This is a genomic window from Sphingomonas sp. SP5, assembly GCF_058313455.1.
In genome coordinates this window covers 478,011-496,972 of the sequence record NZ_JBZFLF010000002.1, presented here as the reverse complement: position 1 = coordinate 496,972, position 18,962 = coordinate 478,011, and the positions used below count along the sequence as shown (strand labels likewise).

Annotated in this window: 21 protein-coding genes; 15 read left to right on the top strand and 6 right to left on the bottom strand. The window is 69.4% G+C overall.

Annotation, left to right across the window (positions count from 1 at the left end):
* The first annotated feature begins 12 nt into the window (after nt 1–12).
* On the top strand, nt 13–705 hold the full coding sequence (locus AC4GY7_RS06250) for an HAD-IA family hydrolase (protein WP_491112538.1): 693 nt from the start codon (nt 13–15) through the stop codon (nt 703–705).
* A gap of 97 nt (nt 706–802) precedes the next feature.
* Here AC4GY7_RS06250 and AC4GY7_RS06245 read toward each other — a convergent pair whose 3' ends face one another.
* Genes AC4GY7_RS06245 through AC4GY7_RS06230 form a run of 4 tightly spaced genes read right to left on the bottom strand, consistent with a single transcriptional unit; the run spans nt 803 to nt 3,318 of the window.
* Complete coding sequence (locus tag AC4GY7_RS06245) at nt 803–1,792, bottom strand: nucleotidyltransferase domain-containing protein (protein ID WP_491112537.1); 990 nt, start codon at nt 1,790–1,792, stop codon at nt 803–805.
* Nucleotides 1,777–2,631, bottom strand: a complete 855-nt coding sequence (locus AC4GY7_RS06240; RefSeq protein WP_491112536.1) for an HprK-related kinase A — start codon at nt 2,629–2,631, stop codon at nt 1,777–1,779. The genes AC4GY7_RS06245 and AC4GY7_RS06240 overlap by 16 nt, the downstream gene beginning before the upstream one ends.
* Nucleotides 2,628–2,855, bottom strand: coding sequence for an HPr-rel-A system PqqD family peptide chaperone (locus AC4GY7_RS06235; protein ID WP_443584687.1), 228 nt, complete (start codon nt 2,853–2,855; stop codon nt 2,628–2,630). The genes AC4GY7_RS06240 and AC4GY7_RS06235 overlap by 4 nt, the downstream gene beginning before the upstream one ends.
* A gap of 43 nt (nt 2,856–2,898) precedes the next feature.
* Nucleotides 2,899–3,318: a hypothetical protein gene (locus tag AC4GY7_RS06230; protein WP_491112535.1), complete on the bottom strand. Its 420-nt coding sequence runs from the start codon at nt 3,316–3,318 to the stop codon at nt 2,899–2,901.
* A gap of 137 nt (nt 3,319–3,455) precedes the next feature.
* Here AC4GY7_RS06230 and AC4GY7_RS06225 point away from each other — a divergent pair, with 137 nt between their 5' ends.
* From AC4GY7_RS06225 to AC4GY7_RS06180, 10 genes are all read left to right on the top strand, one after another.
* Nucleotides 3,456–4,682, top strand: coding sequence for an ATP-binding protein (locus AC4GY7_RS06225; RefSeq protein WP_491112534.1), 1,227 nt, complete (start codon nt 3,456–3,458; stop codon nt 4,680–4,682).
* 55 nt (nt 4,683–4,737) lie between these two features.
* Nucleotides 4,738–5,778 (top strand): substrate-binding domain-containing protein, encoded by a 1,041-nt coding sequence (locus AC4GY7_RS06220; RefSeq protein ID WP_491112533.1) that lies wholly within the window; start codon nt 4,738–4,740, stop codon nt 5,776–5,778.
* Nucleotides 5,775–7,151: a phosphate ABC transporter permease subunit PstC gene (gene pstC / locus AC4GY7_RS06215; protein ID WP_491112532.1), complete on the top strand. Its 1,377-nt coding sequence runs from the start codon at nt 5,775–5,777 to the stop codon at nt 7,149–7,151. The genes AC4GY7_RS06220 and pstC overlap by 4 nt, the downstream gene beginning before the upstream one ends.
* Complete coding sequence (gene pstA, locus AC4GY7_RS06210) at nt 7,144–8,400, top strand: phosphate ABC transporter permease PstA (RefSeq protein WP_491112531.1); 1,257 nt, start codon at nt 7,144–7,146, stop codon at nt 8,398–8,400. Before pstC ends, pstA begins: the two co-directional genes overlap by 8 nt.
* Before the next feature lie 20 nt (nt 8,401–8,420).
* A complete protein-coding gene (pstB, locus tag AC4GY7_RS06205; RefSeq protein WP_491112814.1) occupies nt 8,421–9,167 on the top strand; it encodes a phosphate ABC transporter ATP-binding protein PstB in 747 nt (248 codons plus the stop codon).
* Nucleotides 9,160–9,870 (top strand): phosphate signaling complex protein PhoU, encoded by a 711-nt coding sequence (phoU, locus tag AC4GY7_RS06200; protein ID WP_443584681.1) that lies wholly within the window; start codon nt 9,160–9,162, stop codon nt 9,868–9,870. Before pstB ends, phoU begins: the two co-directional genes overlap by 8 nt.
* A complete protein-coding gene (phoB, locus tag AC4GY7_RS06195) occupies nt 9,870–10,562 on the top strand; it encodes a phosphate regulon transcriptional regulator PhoB (protein ID WP_443584680.1) in 693 nt (230 codons plus the stop codon). Before phoU ends, phoB begins: the two co-directional genes overlap by 1 nt.
* 113 nt (nt 10,563–10,675) lie before the next feature.
* Nucleotides 10,676–11,101 (top strand): hypothetical protein, encoded by a 426-nt coding sequence (locus AC4GY7_RS06190; protein ID WP_491112529.1) that lies wholly within the window; start codon nt 10,676–10,678, stop codon nt 11,099–11,101.
* Between the two features lie 87 nt (nt 11,102–11,188).
* Nucleotides 11,189–12,088, top strand: coding sequence for an SDR family NAD(P)-dependent oxidoreductase (locus tag AC4GY7_RS06185; protein WP_491112527.1), 900 nt, complete (start codon nt 11,189–11,191; stop codon nt 12,086–12,088).
* Nucleotides 12,089–12,178: 90 nt separating this feature from the next.
* The gene (locus AC4GY7_RS06180; RefSeq protein WP_491112526.1) at nt 12,179–13,204 is read left to right on the top strand and encodes a hypothetical protein; all 1,026 of its coding nucleotides are present in this window, start codon (nt 12,179–12,181) and stop codon (nt 13,202–13,204) included.
* Between the two features lie 144 nt (nt 13,205–13,348).
* Here the strand turns inward: AC4GY7_RS06180 and AC4GY7_RS06175 are convergent, their stop codons facing one another.
* The gene (locus tag AC4GY7_RS06175; protein ID WP_443584676.1) at nt 13,349–13,687 is read right to left on the bottom strand and encodes a DUF2794 domain-containing protein; all 339 of its coding nucleotides are present in this window, start codon (nt 13,685–13,687) and stop codon (nt 13,349–13,351) included.
* Nucleotides 13,687–14,379: a serine O-acetyltransferase EpsC gene (epsC, locus tag AC4GY7_RS06170; RefSeq protein WP_491112524.1), complete on the bottom strand. Its 693-nt coding sequence runs from the start codon at nt 14,377–14,379 to the stop codon at nt 13,687–13,689. The genes AC4GY7_RS06175 and epsC overlap by 1 nt, the downstream gene beginning before the upstream one ends.
* A 174-nt stretch (nt 14,380–14,553) precedes the next feature.
* On the opposite strand from epsC, the gene AC4GY7_RS06165 reads away from it, so the two are divergent.
* From AC4GY7_RS06165 to AC4GY7_RS06150, 4 genes are all read left to right on the top strand, one after another.
* Nucleotides 14,554–15,327, top strand: a complete 774-nt coding sequence (locus AC4GY7_RS06165; RefSeq protein ID WP_443584674.1) for a sulfite exporter TauE/SafE family protein — start codon at nt 14,554–14,556, stop codon at nt 15,325–15,327.
* Nucleotides 15,328–15,478: 151 nt separating this feature from the next.
* Entirely contained in the window at nt 15,479–16,042 is a 564-nt protein-coding gene (ahpC, locus tag AC4GY7_RS06160) for an alkyl hydroperoxide reductase subunit C (protein ID WP_491112523.1), read from the top strand.
* Nucleotides 16,043–16,112: 70 nt separating this feature from the next.
* Nucleotides 16,113–17,702 carry an alkyl hydroperoxide reductase subunit F gene (gene ahpF, locus AC4GY7_RS06155; RefSeq protein ID WP_491112521.1) on the top strand — a complete coding sequence of 530 codons (1,590 nt, stop codon included), beginning with the start codon at nt 16,113–16,115 and terminating at the stop codon, nt 17,700–17,702.
* A gap of 340 nt (nt 17,703–18,042) precedes the next feature.
* Nucleotides 18,043–18,945, top strand: coding sequence for a hydrogen peroxide-inducible genes activator (locus AC4GY7_RS06150; RefSeq protein WP_491112520.1), 903 nt, complete (start codon nt 18,043–18,045; stop codon nt 18,943–18,945).
* Nucleotides 18,946–18,962: the final 17 nt, after the last annotated feature.

Below are 18,962 nucleotides of genomic sequence, written 5' to 3'. Positions count from 1 at the left end.
CCGCCGCCCGACATGACAACGAATTCATCGCCTTTCGATATCGTCGGCTTCGATCTCGACGGCACCCTGCTCGACACCAGCGGCGATCTCGCCGCCGCGGTCAACCACGCGCTCGCCTCGGTCGACCGGCCGACGCTGACCGTCGAACAGGTCAAGCCGATGATCGGCGGCGGCGCGCGCCACATGCTGGCGCAGGGGATGGCGGCGACCGGCGGCTGCGACGACGCGACGCTCGACGTGCTGCACCGGAGCCTGCTGGCCCATTACGAGGCGAACATCGCCGTCCTGACGCAGCCCTACCCCGGTACTCTCGACGCGCTCGACGCCCTCGCCGCGCGCGGCGCGCGGCTGGCGGTGGTCACCAACAAGCTCGAAGGATTGGCGCGCAAGGTGCTGGACGCGCTCGGCCTGACCCAGCGCTTCGCCTGCATCATCGGCGGCGACACGATGGGACCGGGCAACGCCAAGCCGAGCCCCAAGCCGATCTACGAGATGCTCGCCCGCTGCGGCGGCGGCAGCGCGGCGTTCGTCGGCGATTCGATCTTCGACATCCGCGCCGGGCAGGCCGCCGGCCTGCCGACGATCGCCTGCTCCTTCGGCTTCCTGATGCAGCCGGTCGAGGATCTGGGCGCCGATGCGGTGATCGACGGCTATGCCGAACTGATCCCGACGTTGGAGCGGCTGAGCGGCGGGCGACAAATCTGACGCGCTGGCCCTTCGTCTTTTGAAGGGCGCGCTGCCGCAAACGAAGCGCCCGGGAAGGCGCTGCCCTTCGACGGACTCGCTCGATCCGATCAACGCCCTAGCCGCGCCGCCACTTGGTCCAAAGGTGCCGCGCCAGCATGGCAGGCGGCATGCGCAGCCAGTGCGAGCGGACGTAGAAGGCGAAGCGGGTGAACGGCCGGATCGGGCGGCCCCAGTCGTCGCGGGCGAGCAGTCGCCGCAGGTAGAGACGGTCGAACGATCGCAGTTGGTGGTGCTCGGGCGCAACGGGTGTCGCGAACAGGCGGTGGCTGAGCCGCTGCGCCCGCGCCGCCTCGCGCAAGAGGCCGTGGTGCGCCGCACGTTCGTCTAGCCCGGCGGTGCCATGTTCCTCGATCAGGCAGTGGATGTCCCACAGGTTGCGCAGGCCGCCGGCCAGATCGCCATCCGCCAGCAGGTGCGCGGCGGCGTGCACGATCATGTCCGTCGGCGACAGCACCGACAGGCCGTTGCCCAGCGGCCGCGCCGCGGCGATCAGCGCGTCGGCGTTTGGCCTCACCCGCGCGGTCAGCGGCAGGATGGTATGGTGGACGTCGATCATCCGGTCGCGGGTGCGATGGATCAGCGGCGGCAGCTCGTGCATCCAGCGGCGGTAATAGGCATCGTCATACGGATCGGGCTTCACCCACTCCCATCCCGCAGCGATCAGCGCCGCCTCCACCGCGTCGAGCGACGCACGCGGCACCAGGATGTCGAGGTCGCCGATCGACCGCCCCCGTCCGGCGAGCAGCCCTGCCGCGACGAACGCCGTGCCCTTCAGCAGCACGATCGGACACTCCAGCGGCGCCAGCGCCCGGCGTGCCATCTCGGCTTCCCACAAGGCGGCGCGGCGCCCGTTCTCCGCCGCGGCGCGGGCGTCGGCGAACAGCTGCGCGACGTCCTCGGGCAGCGGCAGCCCGTCGAGCCGGTAGGCGAGCGTGCCCAGCAGCTGTTCGGCCCGCGCGGTGGTGATGAGGCCGGTCCAGTCGGTGTCGAGCGCCAGGCTGGTCGGCTCGGCCAGCGCCTGCGCCAGGGTCAGAGCGTCTGCCACAGCGCCTCCACCTGGCGAACCGCCGACGCGCCGTCGGGATAGTCGATCGCGTGCGCGGGCGCGCGCCTCACCAGCCGCGCCAGCGCGTCGAACCCGGCCTCGCCCATCGCGACGTAATTAGTCGATGCCTGGGTCAGCCGCACGAAGGATTCGCTTGCCCGCACCGGCCGCACGTCGGCGGCGAAGCCGTGCCGCGGATAGAGCAGCAGCGCCGGCTCCGCCGGCTCGTCCATCGCCCCGACCGCGAGCGCGTCGGGCACCATGTGGCGGATATCGCCCTTGGGGGTGCCGGCGAGCAGCGGACCGAGCCGCGCCTCCGGCCGCGCCGCGACCGCGGCCGCGATGCCGGCTTTCTTCAGGCTGATCAGCCGGGGGAAGGCGTGGACCAGCCCGGTCTCCGGATCGATCAGCGCGAATTCGTCGCCCATGAACCGCCAGCCGCGCGCCGCGAGCAGCGTCGCCAGCGTGGATTTGCCCGCACCCGATTCGCCGGTCATCAGCAGCGCGCGCCCATCGCGCTCGACGCACGAGGCGTGCAGCAACAGATAGCGGCGCCCCCCCAGCGCCAGTTGCAGGTTCATCCCCATTTCGGCGGCGAGCAAGCCCTGCGCGAGCGGCAGCGGTGCCGCCTCCGGCAAGGTGTAGTCGCCGGCGATGCGGATCGACGGGCGCACCCAGCGGCGCCACGGCCGCGTCGCCTCCAGCCGGACAGTGAAATCGGGCAGGTTGGGCGCCGGATAATAGCGGTAGAGTTCGCGCAGCAGCGCGATCGGCTCAGGCCAAGCGCTGCCGACACGAAAACCGATCGGCCCGATCCGTACGCAGAAGACGTGCCTCATGCCGCCTCGACCAGGCCGGCGACGACCAGTTCGTCGAGCCGCGCGAGCAACGCCGCGCGGTTCGCATCGGCAAGGTCGAACCGTTCGCCCAGCCGCGCGAGCAGCGCGTCGGCCGCCAGCGGCTCCTCGGCCAGCACGGCCAGGATCTCGGGTGCCGGGCTCGCCAGCAGATGCGTGATCCCGGACGGGCGGTGGAACAGCGCGACGAAGGCGTCGAGCTCCACGCTCAGCAGCGCCTCCCCACCTGGCGCGCGATAGCGCACCGCGTCAGCCGCGGGGCATCTGCAAGGAGGCAAAGCAGGTGAAGCCGCCCTGCCCGCGCTGCAACCGGCGAATATAGCTCACATAGGCGCGATTGCTGTCGTAGGTCGTGCCGGGCAGCTGCGCGCCGGCCAGCGCGCGCTTCACCTCTTCGCCTTTGAACGGCCGCGACGCCGGCGGGAAGGCGCCCTTGGTTCCGGCGGCGACGACATTGCCGGCCGGATCGATGAACTGCCCCGCCCGGCCCATGTCGGGCACCGGGATCTCGCAGGTCATCACCGATCCCGCCGTCTGTGCCAGCGCCGGCCGGATCGACACCACCGCGCCCGCGCTCACCGCGCCCAGCATCAGCATGCGCCGCCGCGACGGCACGGCATCGGCCGCGTCGGTCTGGTCGTGGCCGTTGGTCGGCATCTCGTCGCTCATCGCCCCCTGCTAGCCGACGCTGAGTTTCACATTCGCTAACCACTGGCAAGCGCCTGACTCGTACCGCTGCGGGACGGGCCAAGCCGGAACCGACTGCCCCCTGCCCTTCGCGCGCAACCTCAGCTAGCGAGGCGCGCATGACCTCCCGATTCGTCCGACGATTGAGCGGCGCGCTGGCCATCGCGCTCGGCGTCGGCATCGGCGTGCTGGCGGTCGACGGGCGGCCGGACGGGGCGGCGGTGGCGCTGGTCGGCGCGATCGCCGCGGCGCTCGCCGCGATGGGCCGTGGCGACGATGGCGAAGCCGCGGCGGGCCAGAGCGGCCCGGACGCCACGCTGCTGCTCGCCGAGGTGCTGGACGTGATCGCCGAGCCGGTGCTGCTGGTGCGCGGCGGCATCGTCACCTGCGCCAACACGGCGGCGAGGGCGCTGCTCGGCCGGCACATCGTCGGCGAGGACGTGCGCGTCGCCATCCGCCATCCCGCCGCTGCGGACCGGCTGAGCTCCGCAGCGCCGCTGCCCGATCGTCCGGTGGAGCTCGTCGGCCTCGGTTCACCCGATCAGCATTGGGAGATGCGCACCGGTGAGACCGCCGACGGCGCGCGCATCGTCCACCTCGTCGATCAGTCGGGGAATTACGCCGCGGAAAAGATGCGCGTCGATTTCGTCGCCAACGCCAGCCATGAACTGCGCACGCCGCTCGCCTCGATCCTCGGCTTCATCGAGACGCTGAGCGACGAAGCGGGCGAGGATCCCGGCCTCCGTGCCCGCTTCCTCCAGGTGATGTTCGCCGAGGCGCAGCGGATGCAGCGGCTGGTCGAGGACCTGATCTCGCTCTCCCGCATCGAGGCGGAGAAATATCGCCTGCCCGGCGACAGGCTCGACCTCGGCGAACTGCTGGAGGACGTCGCCGCCGAGATCCGGGCGGCCGGCAGCCCGCGCGCCGCCGACGTCGGCATCACGATCGATCCGGACCTGCCGCAGGTGATCGGCGACGAGGCGCAATTGTCGCAGTTGCTGCACAACCTCATCGGCAATGCGATGAAATACGGCCGCGCCGATACCCCGGTGCGAGCCAGCCTGTCGCTCGACCGCTCCGGGCTGCTGCGCATCAGCGTGGCGGACGAGGGCGAAGGCATCGCGCCCCAGCATATCCCGCGCCTCACCGAGCGTTTCTACCGCGTCGACGCCGGGCGCAGCCGCAGCATCGGCGGCACCGGCCTCGGCCTCGCCATCGTCAAGCATATCGTCGAGCGCCATCGCGGCCGGCTGGATATCGCCAGCAGGGTCGGCGTCGGCACCACCGTGTCGGTCGCGCTGCCCGCCGCGGACGAGCCGCCCGGCGGCACTGTCATCAAAGGGTAACCGAACCGTCACACAGGCGGGTCCAGAGGCGATCGAGTCGCCTCACGGGGATCCGATGCGCCTTCTTCTCCTGGCTATGGGACTATGCCTCGCCGGCTGCCAGGATCAGGCGCTGGGCGGCAGCGGCTCGCGCGACCGGATCACCGCGGTCGGTTCGTCCACCGTCTATCCGTTCACGACGCTGGTCGCCGAAACCTATGTCGCCAACAATCCCGATGCCAGGGCGCCGGTGATCGAATCGACCGGCACCGGCGCGGGCATGAAGCTGTTCTGCGCGGGCATCGGCGCCGGCCACCCGGATATCGAGGACGCCTCGCGCCGCATGAAGCGCAGCGAATATGCCGCCTGCGCCGCGAACGGCGTCGGCCCGGTGATGGAGGTGCAGATCGGCATCGACGGCATCGCCTTTGCCGAGGCGAAGGACGGCCCCGGCATGTCGCTGACCCCCGCCGATCTCTACCGCGCGCTCGCCGCCACCCCCGGTGGCCGGCGCAACACCGCCCGCACCTGGCGCGACGTCAATCCGGCGCTGCCGGCGACGCCGATCCAGGTCTATGGCCCGCCGGCGACCAGCGGCACGCGTGATGCGCTCGCCGAACTGATCCTCACCCGTGGCTGCGAGGCGGTGGATCCGCGCGCGAAAGCGCTCGCGATCCGCGATCCCGACGCGCACCGGGCGCTGTGCACGCGGGTGCGCGAAGACGGCGCCTATGTCGACGCGGGCGAGAACGACAATCTGATCGTCCAGAAACTCGCCGCAAATCCGGACGCGATCGGCGTCTTCGGCTACAGCTATCTCGAGCAGAATCGCGGCACGGTGAACGGCGTCGCGATCGATGGCGTCGCGCCGACCTATGCGACGATCGCCGATGGCCGCTATCCCGGCTCGCGGCCACTGTATCTCTACGTCAAGACCGCGCACCTGCGCGCCATCCCCGGCCTTGCGAGCTTCCTCGCTCTCTACGCCGACGCCTGGGGGCCGGGCGGACCGCTCGTCCGCCGCGGCCTGATCGCGGCGCCGCCCGCCGTGCGCGCGCGCTCGGCGGCGATCGTCGCGCGCCAGACGCCTCTCGACCCTGCGGAACTGGGCGCGTGAGCGGGCTCGCCATCGTCCTCGTCGTTTTCTTTCTCGCACTGATCGGCTGGCTCGCCGCGCGGATGCGCGCGGCGACGTTCCGGCGACCGGGTGTCGCCCGGTTCACGGCACTGCCCGTCCATTACGGCTATTTCGTCGCGCTCTGCGCGCTCGTCCCGCCGCTGCTGTTCCTCGGCGCATGGAGCCTCGCCTCGCCCGCGCTCGTCACCGATGCGGTGATCGCCACCCCCGCCGCCGCCACGCTGCCGCCGCCTGGCTTCGAGCGCGCCTCGATCCTGTCGGAGGCGCGCGAGCTCGGCGCCGGCCGCAGCTATGGCGCGTTCCACGACCTGTCGCAGCGGCTCGCCCCTGCCTATGCCGCCGCGCAGGCGCGCTACGACTGGATCGCGACCGCCGTTGCGCTGCTGCTCGCGCTGACCGGCGGCATCCTCGCCTTCACCCGCGTGCGTGCCGATTTCGCCGCACGTACCCAGGTCGAGCGCGTCGTGATGCTGCTGCTGCTCGCCGCCTCGCTGATCGCCATCCTCACCACCATCGGCATCGTCGCCTCGCTGCTCTACGAATCCGGCCGCTTCTTCCGCATCGTCGGCATCGGCGACTTCCTGTTCGGCACCCACTGGAGCCCGCAGGTGATCGACGCCCGCGATCCGGGCGCCAGCCTGGGTGCGGTGCCGCTGTTCTGGGGCACCTTCTTCGTCGGCGCGGTGATCGCGATGGCGGTCGCCATCCCCTTCGGCCTGATGAGTGCGATCTACCTCACGCAATATGCGCAGCCGCGCACCCGCCGCTGGATGAAGCCGGTGCTGGAGATGCTCGCCGGCGTGCCGACCGTCGTCTACGGCTATTTCGCCGCGCTGACCGTCGCGCCCGCGGTGCGCGAACTCGGCGTCGCGCTCGGCATCGCGTCCGCGTCCTCGGAAAGCGCGCTGGCCGCGGGCGCGGTGATGGGGATCATGATCATCCCCTTCGTCTCGTCGATGGCCGACGATTCGATCGCCGCCGTGCCTGCCGCGATGCGCGACGGCAGCCTGGCGATGGGCGCGACGCAATCGGAAACGATCCGCAAGGTGATCCTGCCCGCCGCCCTTCCCGGCGTCGTCGGCGGCATCCTGCTCGCGCTCAGCCGCGCGATCGGCGAAACGATGATCGTCGTCATGGCGGCCTCGGGCGTCGCGACGCTCACCACCAATCCCTTCGCCAGCACCACCACCGTCACCAAGCAGATCGTCGACCTGCTGACCGGCGAGGCGGAGTTCGACAGTGCGAAGACGCTGGCCGCCTTCGCGCTCGGCCTCACCCTGTTCGTCATCACGCTCGCGCTCAACGTCGTCGCGCTCACCGTCGTGAAGCGATATCGGGAAGCCTATGAATAGCCCGCCGCTCCCCACCGACTGGACGGCGGAGGCGTTGCGGCGGCGCAGCCGGCGACGCCATGCCGCCGAGCGGCGCTTCCGCCTGCTCGGGCTCGCCGCGGTCTGCCTGTCGGCGAGCTTCCTCGCCTTCCTGCTGGCGACGATGCTGTGGCAGGGGATGAGCGGTTTCCGCAGCACCCGCATCGCTCTGCAGATCGATTTCGTCGCCGCCCGTCTGCAGGTCACGCCGGCACAGTTGCGCGGCCGCGGTGCCGACCTCGCGCTCGCCGGTGCGGGGCTGGAAAGCGTCGTCGATCGCGCCGCGACCCGCGCCTATGGCCCGCGCGGTCCCGACCTGCTGTCCGACGGCGCCTGGCTGGTGGTGCGCGACGCGGTGCTGCGCGATCCTGCGCTGCTCCGCACACGCGCGATGATCGCCGTTCCCGTCGCCAGCGCGCTCGACGTCGCCGCCAAGCACGACGGCACGCCCGCCGCCGAAGCGGTGGTCGCCCGCCTGCAAGCCCGCGGCGTGCTCCGCATCGACTGGTCGTGGCGCTTCCTCACTGCGGCGGATTCCACCGATCCGACCCGCGTCGGCATCTGGGGGGCGCTCAAGGGATCGTTGCTCACCATGGCGGTGGCCATCGGCCTCGCCTTCCCGATCGGCGTGTTCGCCGCCCTCTACCTCGAGGAATATGCACCGCGGAACCGCTGGACCGACGTGATCGAGGTATCGATCAACAATCTTGCCGCCGTGCCCTCGATCATCTTCGGCCTGCTCGGTCTCGCCGTGTTCCTCGGCACCTTCCACCTGCCGCGTTCGGCGCCGCTGGTCGGGGGGCTGACGCTCGCGCTGATGACCATGCCGGTGATCGTCATCGCCGGCCGCAACGCCATCCGCGCCGTTCCGCCCTCGGTGCGCGATGCCGCGCTCGCGGTCGGCGCATCGCCGGTGCAGGTGGTGTTCGACCATGTCCTGCCGCTGGCGCTGCCGGGCATTCTCACCGGCACGATCATCGGCATGGCGCGTGCCCTAGGCGAAACGGCGCCGCTGCTGATGATCGGCATGCGCGCCTTCATCGCGGCGCCGCCGTCGCGCCTCACCGATCCCGCCACGGTGCTGCCGGTGCAGATCTTCCTGTGGTCCGACGATGTGAACCGCGGCTTCGTCGAAAAGACCTCGGCGGCGATCATCGTCCTGCTGGTGCTGCTCCTCGCCATGAACGCGCTCGCCATCTACCTCCGCAACCGTTTCGAGACCCGCTGGTGACCTCCCCCTCCCTGCCCAAGATGTCGGCGCGCGACGTCAGCGTCTTCTACGGCGCCGCCCAGGCGATCGACCATGTCTCGATCGACGTGACGCAGGACAATGTGGTCGCCTTCATCGGCCCGTCGGGCTGCGGCAAGTCGACCTTCCTGCGCACGCTCAACCGGATGAACGACACCGTGCCCTCGGCCCGCGTCTCGGGCGAGATCCTGCTCGACGGCGAGGATATCTACGCCCCCGCCATGGACGTGGTGCAGCTGCGCGCGCGCGTCGGCATGGTGTTCCAGAAACCGAACCCCTTCCCCAAGTCGATCTACGAAAACGTCGCCTACGGCCCGCGCATCCACGGCCTGGCGACGGCGCGCGCCGACCTCGACCGGATGGTCGAACAGTCGCTGCGCCGCGCCGGCCTGTGGGACGAGGTGAAGGATCGCCTGACCGACAGCGGCACGGCGCTGTCGGGCGGCCAGCAGCAGCGGCTGTGCATCGCCCGCGCCATCGCCGTCGATCCGGAGGTGATCCTGATGGACGAACCGTGCAGCGCGCTGGACCCGATCGCCACCGCCAAGATCGAAGAGCTGATCCACGAGCTGAAGGGCCGCTACGCGATCGTCATCGTGACGCACAACATGCAGCAGGCGGCGCGCGTGTCGCAGCAGACCGCCTTCTTCCACCTGGGGCGGCTGGTCGAATTCGGCGCGACCAGTGACCTCTTCACCAACCCGCGGGAAGAACGCACCCGCGACTACATCACGGGGCGTTATGGTTGACCACACCGTCAAGGCGTTCGACGCCGATATCGGCCTGCTGAGGGGCCTGATCTCGCAGATGGGGGGCCTCGCCGAGGATGCGATCGGCCAGGCGATGCAGGCGTTGCAGCGTCCCGATCCCGCCCTCGCCGCCCGCGTCCGCGCCGACGACAAGGCGATCGACACGATCGAGGCGGAGGTGGAGCGGCTGGCCGTGCGCATCATCGCCCTGCGCGCGCCGATGGCGGTCGACCTGCGCGAGGTCGTCGCCGCGCTGAAGATCGCCGCCGTCGTCGAGCGGATCGGCGACTATGCCAAGAATATCGCCAAGCGCGTTCCCCTGATCGCCGATCCCGGCGAGGGCGGCGAACATCGCATCGAGCCGCTGTCGCTGCTCCCCTCCATGGCGCGGATGGCGAGCGACATGGTGCGCCGCGCACTCGACGCCTTCGCCGCGCGCGATCCGGAGGCGGCGCTGCGCGTGGTGGAAAGCGACGCCGCACTGGACGATTTCTACGACAGCATCTTCCGCACCCTCGTCACGTACATGGTCGAGAACCCGCGCACGATCAGCCAGGTGGCGCACCTGCTGTTCGTCGCCAAGAACCTGGAGAGGATCGGCGACCACGCCACCAACGTCGCCGAGATGGTCTATTTCGCCGCAACCGGAACCCAGATGGCCGACCGCGACCGCGGCGGCCTCACCCCAGAGGACGAACGCTGATGGCACGCGCATCCATGCTGCTGGTCGAGGACGATGCCGCCCTCGCCGAACTGCTGATCTACCATTTCAAGCGGGAGGATTTCGACGTCGCGCACACGCCCGACGGTGAGGAGGCGCTGCTGCTCGCCAAGGAGAAGGCGCCCGACATCGTGCTGCTCGACTGGATGGTGGAAGGACTGTCGGGCATCGAGGTGTGCCGCCGCCTGCGCCGCATGAGCGAGACGCAGAACGTGCCGATCATCATGCTGACCGCGCGCGGCGAAGAGGAAGACCGCATCCGCGGGCTGGAAACGGGCGCCGACGATTACGTCACCAAGCCCTTCTCGCCACGCGAACTCGTCGCCCGCGTCAGCGCGGTGCTGCGCCGGGTGCGCCCCGCGCTCGCCGGCGAGGCACTGACCTATGACGACATCGAAATGGACACGGTGGGGCACAAGGTGCGCCGCTCGGGCGAGGTCGTGCCGCTCGGCCCGACCGAATTCCGCCTGCTCAAGCATTTCCTCGAACATCCGGGCTGGGTGTTCAGCCGCGAACGCCTGCTCGACGCCGTCTGGGGCCACGACAGCGATATCGAGAGCCGCACCGTCGACGTCCATATCCGCCGCCTGCGCAAGGCGATCAACATCGGCAACCGGCCCGACCTGATCCGCACCGTGCGATCGGCAGGATATTCGCTCGATTCAGGGGCCTAAATCATCGGCGTGAATTGAATCGCTGTCGAAACGATGGATAAAAGTCCGCATTGGGGCGTTGGGCCGGAGCGTTGATGCTGATCGACGCATGAGATTTCGAAGGAGATTCCGCGATGAAGCTCATCCTGCTGGCCGCGACCGCCCTGGTCGCCGCCCCCGTGCTGGCGCAGACCACACCCGCCCCGGCACCCACCGACGCGCAGACCGCGCCCGCCGATCCGGCAACGGCGCCCGCCGACCAGACCGCGCCGGCGCCGGCTGATCCCGCCGCGGCTCCCGCTCCGGCCGATGCCACGGGCGCGCCGCCGCCGCAGATGTCGAGCTCCGCGCCGATGACGACCGGTGGCGCGACCCCGGCCGGCGGCTATGCCCCGACCGGTCCGGCCGTGACCGGCGGCACGCCCGGTTCGAACCTGCCGCCCGTCTTCCGCCCGGCGCCGACCCCGGACCAGGCCTTCCCGCCGCCCGCGCCGCTTGCCGAATATCCGATCTGCAAGAAGGGCCAGTACGATCAGTGCCGGCAGCGCGGCGGCAAGTAACGCCCGCCGCGACCGGCCACCGGTTGCATGATGCCATCTAAACGATAGGGAAAGGCGCTCCACGATACAGAGAGGAGCGCCTTTTCCATGTCCACCATCCGCTTCGACGGGCGTGTCGCCATCGTCACCGGTGCCGGCGGCGGCCTTGGCCGGGAATATGCGCTCGAACTCGCCCGCCGCGGTGCACGGGTGGTGGTCAACGATCTCGGCGCCGCGCGCGATGGTACCGGCCATTCGGATGCGGCGCTCGCGGTGGTCGAGGCGATCCGCAGCGCCGGCGGCGAGGCGATGGCGGACGGCGGCAACGTCGCCGACTACGACCAGATGACCGAGATGGTCGCCCGCGCCCGGGAGGCTTGGGGCGGCGTCCACATCCTCATCAACAATGCCGGCGTTCTCCGCGACAAGACGTTCGCCAAGATGGAGGCCGCCGACTTCGAATTCGTCGTTCGCGTGCATCTGCTCGGCTCCGCGTTCGCGACCAAGGCCTGTTGGGAGACGTTCCGCGAGCAGAACTACGGCCGGGTGCTGATGACCGCGTCCTCGACCGGCCTGTTCGGCAATTTCGGTCAGTCGAATTACGGGGCGGCGAAGATGGGGCTTGCCGGCCTCACCAAGACATTGAGCCTCGAAGGCGCCCGCAACGACATCCGCGTCAACACGATCGCACCCACCGCTGGCACGCGCATGACGCAGGACCTGTTCCCGCAAGCCGCATTCGAGGCATTCTCGCCCGAAAAGGTAGCACCCGGCGCTCTTTACTTGGTCAGCGAAGACGCACCGACCAACGTCATCCTGGGTGCCGGCGCCGGCGTCTTCCAGACCTCGTACGTCACGCTCACGCCCGGCGCGCTGCTCGCCGGTGATGACCTCTCGCCGGAAGGCGTCGCCGCGCATTGGTCGGCGATCACCGATCGCACCGGCGAGATCGTGCCCCAGTCGGGCGCCGAACAGGCGATGACGATCGGCCGCCTGCTACAGGGCTGACGACTTCCTGCGCCGCTCATCACGCCACCAAGGTGTATTGACTCAATAATACACACCTGATAGCCTCCCGCATTCAACAGGGAGGATGCGATGTATAGCGAAAGCGATATCGATGGCGCGGTGACCGCCGGGGCGATCAGCCCCGATGCGGCCGCCGCGTTCCGCGCCCATGTCGCGGCGGCGCATGCCGCGCCGGCGGTGGACGAGGAGCATTTCCGGCTGCTCACCGGCTTCAACGACATCTTCGTCACGATCGCGATCGTGCTGCTGCTCGTCGCCGTCGGACAGATCGGCCTGACGATCGCTCGTCCCATGGGAGGCGTGCTGGTCGCCGCTGCCGCCTGGTCCCTGGCGGAATATTTCACGGCGAAGCGGCGGATGGCGCTGCCCAGCATCCTGCTGCTGATCGCCTTCGTCGGCGGCGTCGCGGGCGCGCTGTTCGGCGGCCTGACGCTGGTCACCTCGGATCTCGGCGAGCGTGCCGGCGCGCTCGCCGCCGCCGGCATCGCGCTGTGCACCGCGGGGGCGGCATGGCTGCACTGGCGGCGCTTCATGGTGCCGATCACCGTCGCCGCCGGCGCCGCTGCGATCGTCGCCACCGCGATCGGCCTCGTCGTCGCCGCGATACCGGGGATCCAGGATGCGGTCTGGCCGCTGCTGCTGATCGGCGGCCTCGGCGTCTTCGCCGCCGCCATGCGCTGGGACATGAGCGATACCGAGCGCAAGACGCGGCGCGCGGATGTCGCCTTCTGGCTGCACCTCGCCGCCGCGCCGATGATCGCCCATTCGATCTTCCAGATGCTGGGCGTGTTCCGCGGCGACATCGGTGCCGGCATGGCGGTGGTGGTGCTGGCGCTGTACGTCTGCTTTGCCGGCATCGCGCTCGCCGTCGATCGCCGCGCGTTGCTCGTCTCCGGCCTCGCCTATGTGCTCGCCGCGCTCTACGCGCTGTTCCGCAGCGCCGGGGCGATCGAGCTGGGCGCGGCGCTGACCGCGTTCGTCATCGGATCGGCGCTGCTGTCGCTCTCCGCCTTCTGGCAGCCGATGCGCCGCGGCGTGGTGACCGCTCTGTCGCAGTCGCTGCGCCACCGCCTGCCGCCGGTCCAGATGGCATGATGGCCGGGAGCGTCTTGGCTTCGACCTGATCGACCGTTCCGTTCGGCCGGAGCCTGTCGCAGTTCACGGGTTTCCCCTGTGCTTCGACAGGCCCGGCGCGAACCGTTCAGGCAAGTCGCCGGACGCCAGCGCCGCGACGGGACGTCAATCGACCAGTTTCATCAGGCGCCGTTCGACCGGCGCCAGCACCGGGCCCAGTTCGTGACCACGCTTCAGCACGGCGCCCTGTTCGCCGATCAGCGCCCACATGCCCTGCCGACCGCGCAGCGCCGGGCGCTTCTCGATGCGGAATTCCGGCCGCTCGGCGGCGCGGCGAAAGGCGGCGAAGACCGCGGCATCCTTGCCGAGGTCCATCGCATAATCCTTCCAATGGCCGGCGGCGACCATCCGGCCGTACAGGTCGAGGATGCGGGTGAGTTCCAGCCGGTCGAAGGCGACCTGCGTCGGCTTGCCGCCGATCGGAAAGGGCGTGACGGTTCCCATCAGGCGCGATCGCGCTCCGCATCCTGCCCCTGTTCGGCGAGCAGCGCATCCAGCCGCTTGCGCATCGCCTCCAGTTCGCAGCGCATGATCTCCATCTTCTGCGTCGCCGGGTCGAACAGCGCGCTGCACGGCGTGCCATACGGCACGAAGCGCGCCGGCGCCTTCGCAGCGCCGCCTTCGACCACCGTCGGCCGGGCCGGGATGCCGACCATCACCGCGCCTTCCGGCACGTCGCGGGTGACGACCGCATTGGCGCCGACGCGCGCGCGGGTCGCGACCAGGATCGGTCCCAGCACCTGCGCGCCGGAACCGATGATGACGCCATCGGCCAGCGTCGGATGGCGCTTGCCCGCGACGCCATTGTCGGGGCTGGTGCCGCCCAGCGTCACGCATTGGTAGATGGTCACGTCGTCGCCGATCTCGGCGGTTTCGCCGATCACGACGAAACCGTGGTCGATGAAGAAGTTGCGCCCGATCTTCGCGCCCGGGTGGATATCGATCGCGGTCCAGGCGCGGGCGATATGATTGACCAGCCGCGCCAGGAAGAACAGCCGATAACGGTAGAGCCAATGCGCCACGCGGTGCAGGCCCAGCGCCCAGACGCCGGGGTAGAGCAGGATTTCGGCACGCGAATGCGGCGCCGGATCGCGCGCCCTGATCGAATCCAGATAGGCGGCCAACCGTCCCAGCATCCGTCACGTCCCCTTCGGCCGACTGGCCCTTGGCCTTGGATGTAGTCGCTCGTTCCGCCGATTTCCATGCCGCCCGCGCGGTCGCTTGGCCGCGGCAAATTCCAGCTTTGTTGTAGGAATTGCCGCGAGGATGCACGATGGTCGCCTCGCGTAGCTTCGGAGTTGTTGTTGTCCATGCCCGATTTCCTCACCGCCATCGACTGGACCGAAGTGCTGCCGTTCATCGCGATTGGCTTTGCCGCACAGGTGGTGGACGGGGCGCTGGGCATGGCGTTCGGCGTCATCAATTCGACGCTGCTGGTGACGTTCATGGGCGTGCCCCCGGCGGTCGCCTCCGCCAGCGTGCATGCCGTCGAGACGTTCACCACCGCCGCCTCCGGCATCAGCCACGTCGTCCATCGCAATGTCGATTGGAAGCTGTTCCGCCGGCTGGTGATTCCCGGCATGATCGGCGCGATCCTCGGCGCGACGATCCTCAGCACCGTCGACGCCTCGATCGCGCGGCCGTTCGTGATGATCTATCTCGCCTGCATCGGCCTCTACCTGCTGCTACGGGCGATCAGGGGGCGGATCGAACCGCGCAAGCCGCGCGTCATCGCCCCGCTCGGCCTCGTCGGCGGCTTCCTGGATGCGGCGGGCGGCGGCGGATGGGGGCCGGTGGTGACGTCCAACCTGCTCATCCAGGGCGCGACGCCGCGCCACACGATCGGCACCGTCAACACCGCCGAATTCTTCCTGACCGCGACCGCATCCGTCACCTTCTTCATCGCGCTCGGCTGGTCGGCGTTCACGTTGCACACGCTCGGCATCCTGATCGGCGGCGTCGTCGCCGCCCCGCTCGGCGGTCTGCTGGCGAAGCGAGTGCCGACCCGGCAGCTGATGGCGCTGGTCGGCGTGCTGCTGACGCTGACCAGCGCATGGTCGATCTATGCTGCGTTCGCGAGATGACGATCGGTTGGAGAAACCAGCGATAAACGCCTGTCATCGCCCATTTTGGTTTCTGATCGGCTCACCCGATCACGCAGCGCAAACAGATTAATTTTGCACTGCGGCATGAGCGCCTATATCCGGCCCACACCATTCAACCGGAGACCTCCTCATGGCCCTCATCGGCAGCAAGCTGAAGCCCTTCACCACCCAGGCCTACAAGCAGGGCAAGTTCGTCAGCGTCAGCGACGCGGACGTGCTCGGCAAGTGGGCGGTGTTCTTCTTCTACCCGGCCGACTTCACCTTCGTCTGCCCGACCGAGCTCGAAGACCTCGCCGACGTCTATCCGACGCTCCAGAAGATGGGCGTCGAGGTGTACAGCGTGTCGACCGACACCCACTTCAGCCACAAGGCTTGGCATGACAGCTCGCCGGCGATCGGCAAGATCAACTACTACATGCTCGGCGACCAGAACCACACGATCAGCAACAATTTCGAGATCCTGCGCGAAGGCCAGGGCCTGGCCGATCGCGGCACCTTCGTGATCGATCCCGAAGGCACGATCCAGCTGATCGAAGTCACCTCGGAAGGCGTCGGCCGCAATGCCGCCGAACTGCTGCGCAAGATCAAGGCGGCGCAGTATATCGCCGCGCATCCGGGCGAGGTCTGCCCGGCCAAGTGGGAAGAGGGCGAAGAGACGCTCGCCCCCAGCCTGGACCTCGTCGGCAAGATCTGACGACCCGCGCCGCCGCCCCTCGTAGCTCTGGGGCGGCGGCCCTCCCCTTTTACCTGTTCCTGGAGTACCCATGCTCGACGCCACTCTGACGCAGCAGCTGAAGGCCTATCTGGTCAACATCCGGCAGCCGATCGAACTGGTCGCCAGCCTGGGTGACGACGCCAAGTCGCGCCAGATGCGCGAGCTGATCGACGAGATCGCCGCGCTGTCCGACCAGATCACCGTCGCCGCCGGCGACGATGCGCGCAAGCCCAGCTTCCTGATCCGCCGCACCGGCACGGATATCGGCGTGCGCTTCGCCGGCCTGCCGATGGGCCATGAATTCACCAGCCTGGTGCTCGCATTGCTGCAGGTCGGCGGCCATCCGTCGAAGGCCGCGCAGGACTTGATCGCGCAGGTCGAGGCGCTGGACGGCGACTTCCACTTCGAAACCTATTTCTCGCTGTCGTGCGCCAACTGCCCCGACGTGGTGCAGGCGCTCAACCTGATGGCGGTGCTCAACCCGCGCGTCACCCATACCGCGATCGACGGCGCGCTGTTCCAAGAGGAGGTCGCCAGCCGCAAGGTGATGGCGGTGCCGACCGTCTTCCTCAACGGCGAACCCTTCGGCCAGGGCCGCATGGAACTCGAACAGATCGTCGCCAAGCTCGACACCGGCGCGGGTGCGCGCGCTGCGGAGAAGATCGCCGCCAAGGATGCATTCGACGTGCTCGTCGTCGGCGGCGGACCCGCCGGCGCCGCCGCCGCGATCTACACCGCACGCAAGGGCATCCGCACCGGCATCGCCGCAGAGCGGTTCGGCGGGCAGGTGCTCGACACCATGGCCATCGAGAATTTCGTGTCCGTCCCGCACACCGAAGGGCCGAAGCTCGCCGCCGATCTCGAACGGCACGTCCGCGAATATGACGTCGACATCATGAATTTGCAGCGCGCCGAGCGACTGGTTCCAGCCTCCGCCGAGGGCGGCCTGCACGAGGTGGCGCTGGAGAACGGCGCGTCGCTGAAGGCGCGCACGGTCATCCTGTCGACCGGCGCGCGCTGGCGGACGATGAACGTGCCGGGCGAGGACGCCTATCGCAACAAGGGCGTCGCCTATTGCCCGCATTGCGACGGTCCTTTGTTCAAGGGCAAGCGCGTCGCGGTGATCGGCGGCGGCAATTCGGGTGTCGAGGCGGCGATCGACCTCGCCGGCATCGTCGCGCATGTGACGCTGATCGAATATGACACGGAGCTGCGCGCCGACGCGGTGCTCCAGCGCAAGCTCGCCAGCCTGCCCAACGTGCGGATCATCGCCTCGGCGCTCACCACCGAGGTGCATGGCGACGGCGAGCGGGTGACCGCCCTCTCCTATCGCGACCGCAACCACGACACGCTGCATCGCGTCGAGCTGGAGGGCGTGTTCGTGCAGATCGGACTGGTGCCGAACACCGAATGGCTGGCCGGCACGGTGGCGCTGAGCCCGCGCGGCGAGATCGAGGTGGACCATCGCGGCCACACCTCGCGCGCCGGCATCTTCGCCGCCGGCGATGCGACGACGGTGCCGTTCAAGCAGATCGTCATCGCCATGGGCGAAGGCTCGAAGGCGGCGCTCGCGGCCTTCGACCACCTCATCCGCCTGCCCGCGGAAGAGACCCACGACTGGGAACAGGCCGCGGAATAGCACCCCAAATCCCCCCCTGCTGCGCAGGGGAGGGGGACCGCCCGGCGCAGCCGGGTGGTAAAGGCGCAGCCCCACCGGACGTCGCTTGTGGCTGCCCCTCCACCAGCTTCGCTGGTCCCCCTTCCCGTTCCGGGGTGGAATAGTGAATCCTCCCCGGCACGGGGAGGTGGCAGCGCGTCAGCGCTGACGGAGGGGGGCTTCCTCATGCGACACCCTGCGGGGCGAGCCCCCTCCACCACCGCTACGCGGCGGTCCCCCTCCCCGTGCCGGGGAGGATTGCCAAGGCCAGGGCGGACTTAGGGGGTGGCATCCCCTGCCCCGCCCCTCTATCTCGCCGGCCATGGCGGCGACCTACCTCCCTACGCTCAAGCAGCTGCAATATCTCGTCGCGCTAAAGGATGCCGGCCATTTCGGCCGCGCCGCAGAGGCGTGCTTCGTCACCCAGTCGACGCTGTCGGCGGGCTTGCGCGAACTCGAAACGCTGATCGGCGTCACCCTGGTCGAACGCACCCGCCGCGTCGTCCGCTTCACGCCGCTGGGCGACCGCATCGCCGACAAGGCGCGCCGCGTGCTGCGCGAGGCGGAGGAGCTGGGCGATATCGCCCGCGCCGCCGGCCGGCCGCTGTCGGGCGACATGCGGATGAGCGTCATCCCGACCATCGCCCCGTTCATGCTGCCCCACATCCTGCCCCGGCTGCGGCGCGACTACCCCGATCTCAAGCTGTTCCTGCGCGAGGAGCCGTCGGGCGCCGCCTGCGAAGGGCTGCACAACGGCCGTACCGACTGCGTGCTGCTCGCCCTGCCGTTCGCCTGCGGCGAGGTGGCGGTGCAGACCTTGTTCGACGATCGCCTGTTCGTGGCCTATCTGCCGCAGGACATGCCGAGCGACCCGCCGACGGTCCCCGCCGCCTTGATCGACGAAACGCGGCTGCTGCTGCTCGAGGACGGCCATTGCCTGAAGGACCATGCGCTGTCCGCCTGCAACCGGCCGGAACTGCGCGCCGAGGCGACGATGCTCGGCACGTCGCTGCACACCATCGTGCAGATGGTCGACAACGGCCTTGGCCTCACCATGCTGCCTGAGATGGCGCTGAAGGCCGGCATCCTCGACCATACCGACATCGTCGCCCGGCCGCTCGACGCCGACAATGCGGTGCGGCGCATCGCATTGGTGTGGCGGCGGGCGTCTCCCCGCGAAAAGGATTTCCAGCTGCTCGCCGAAGCTCTGGCCGAGGCGCGCTGATGCAAGGAGGCCGCGAC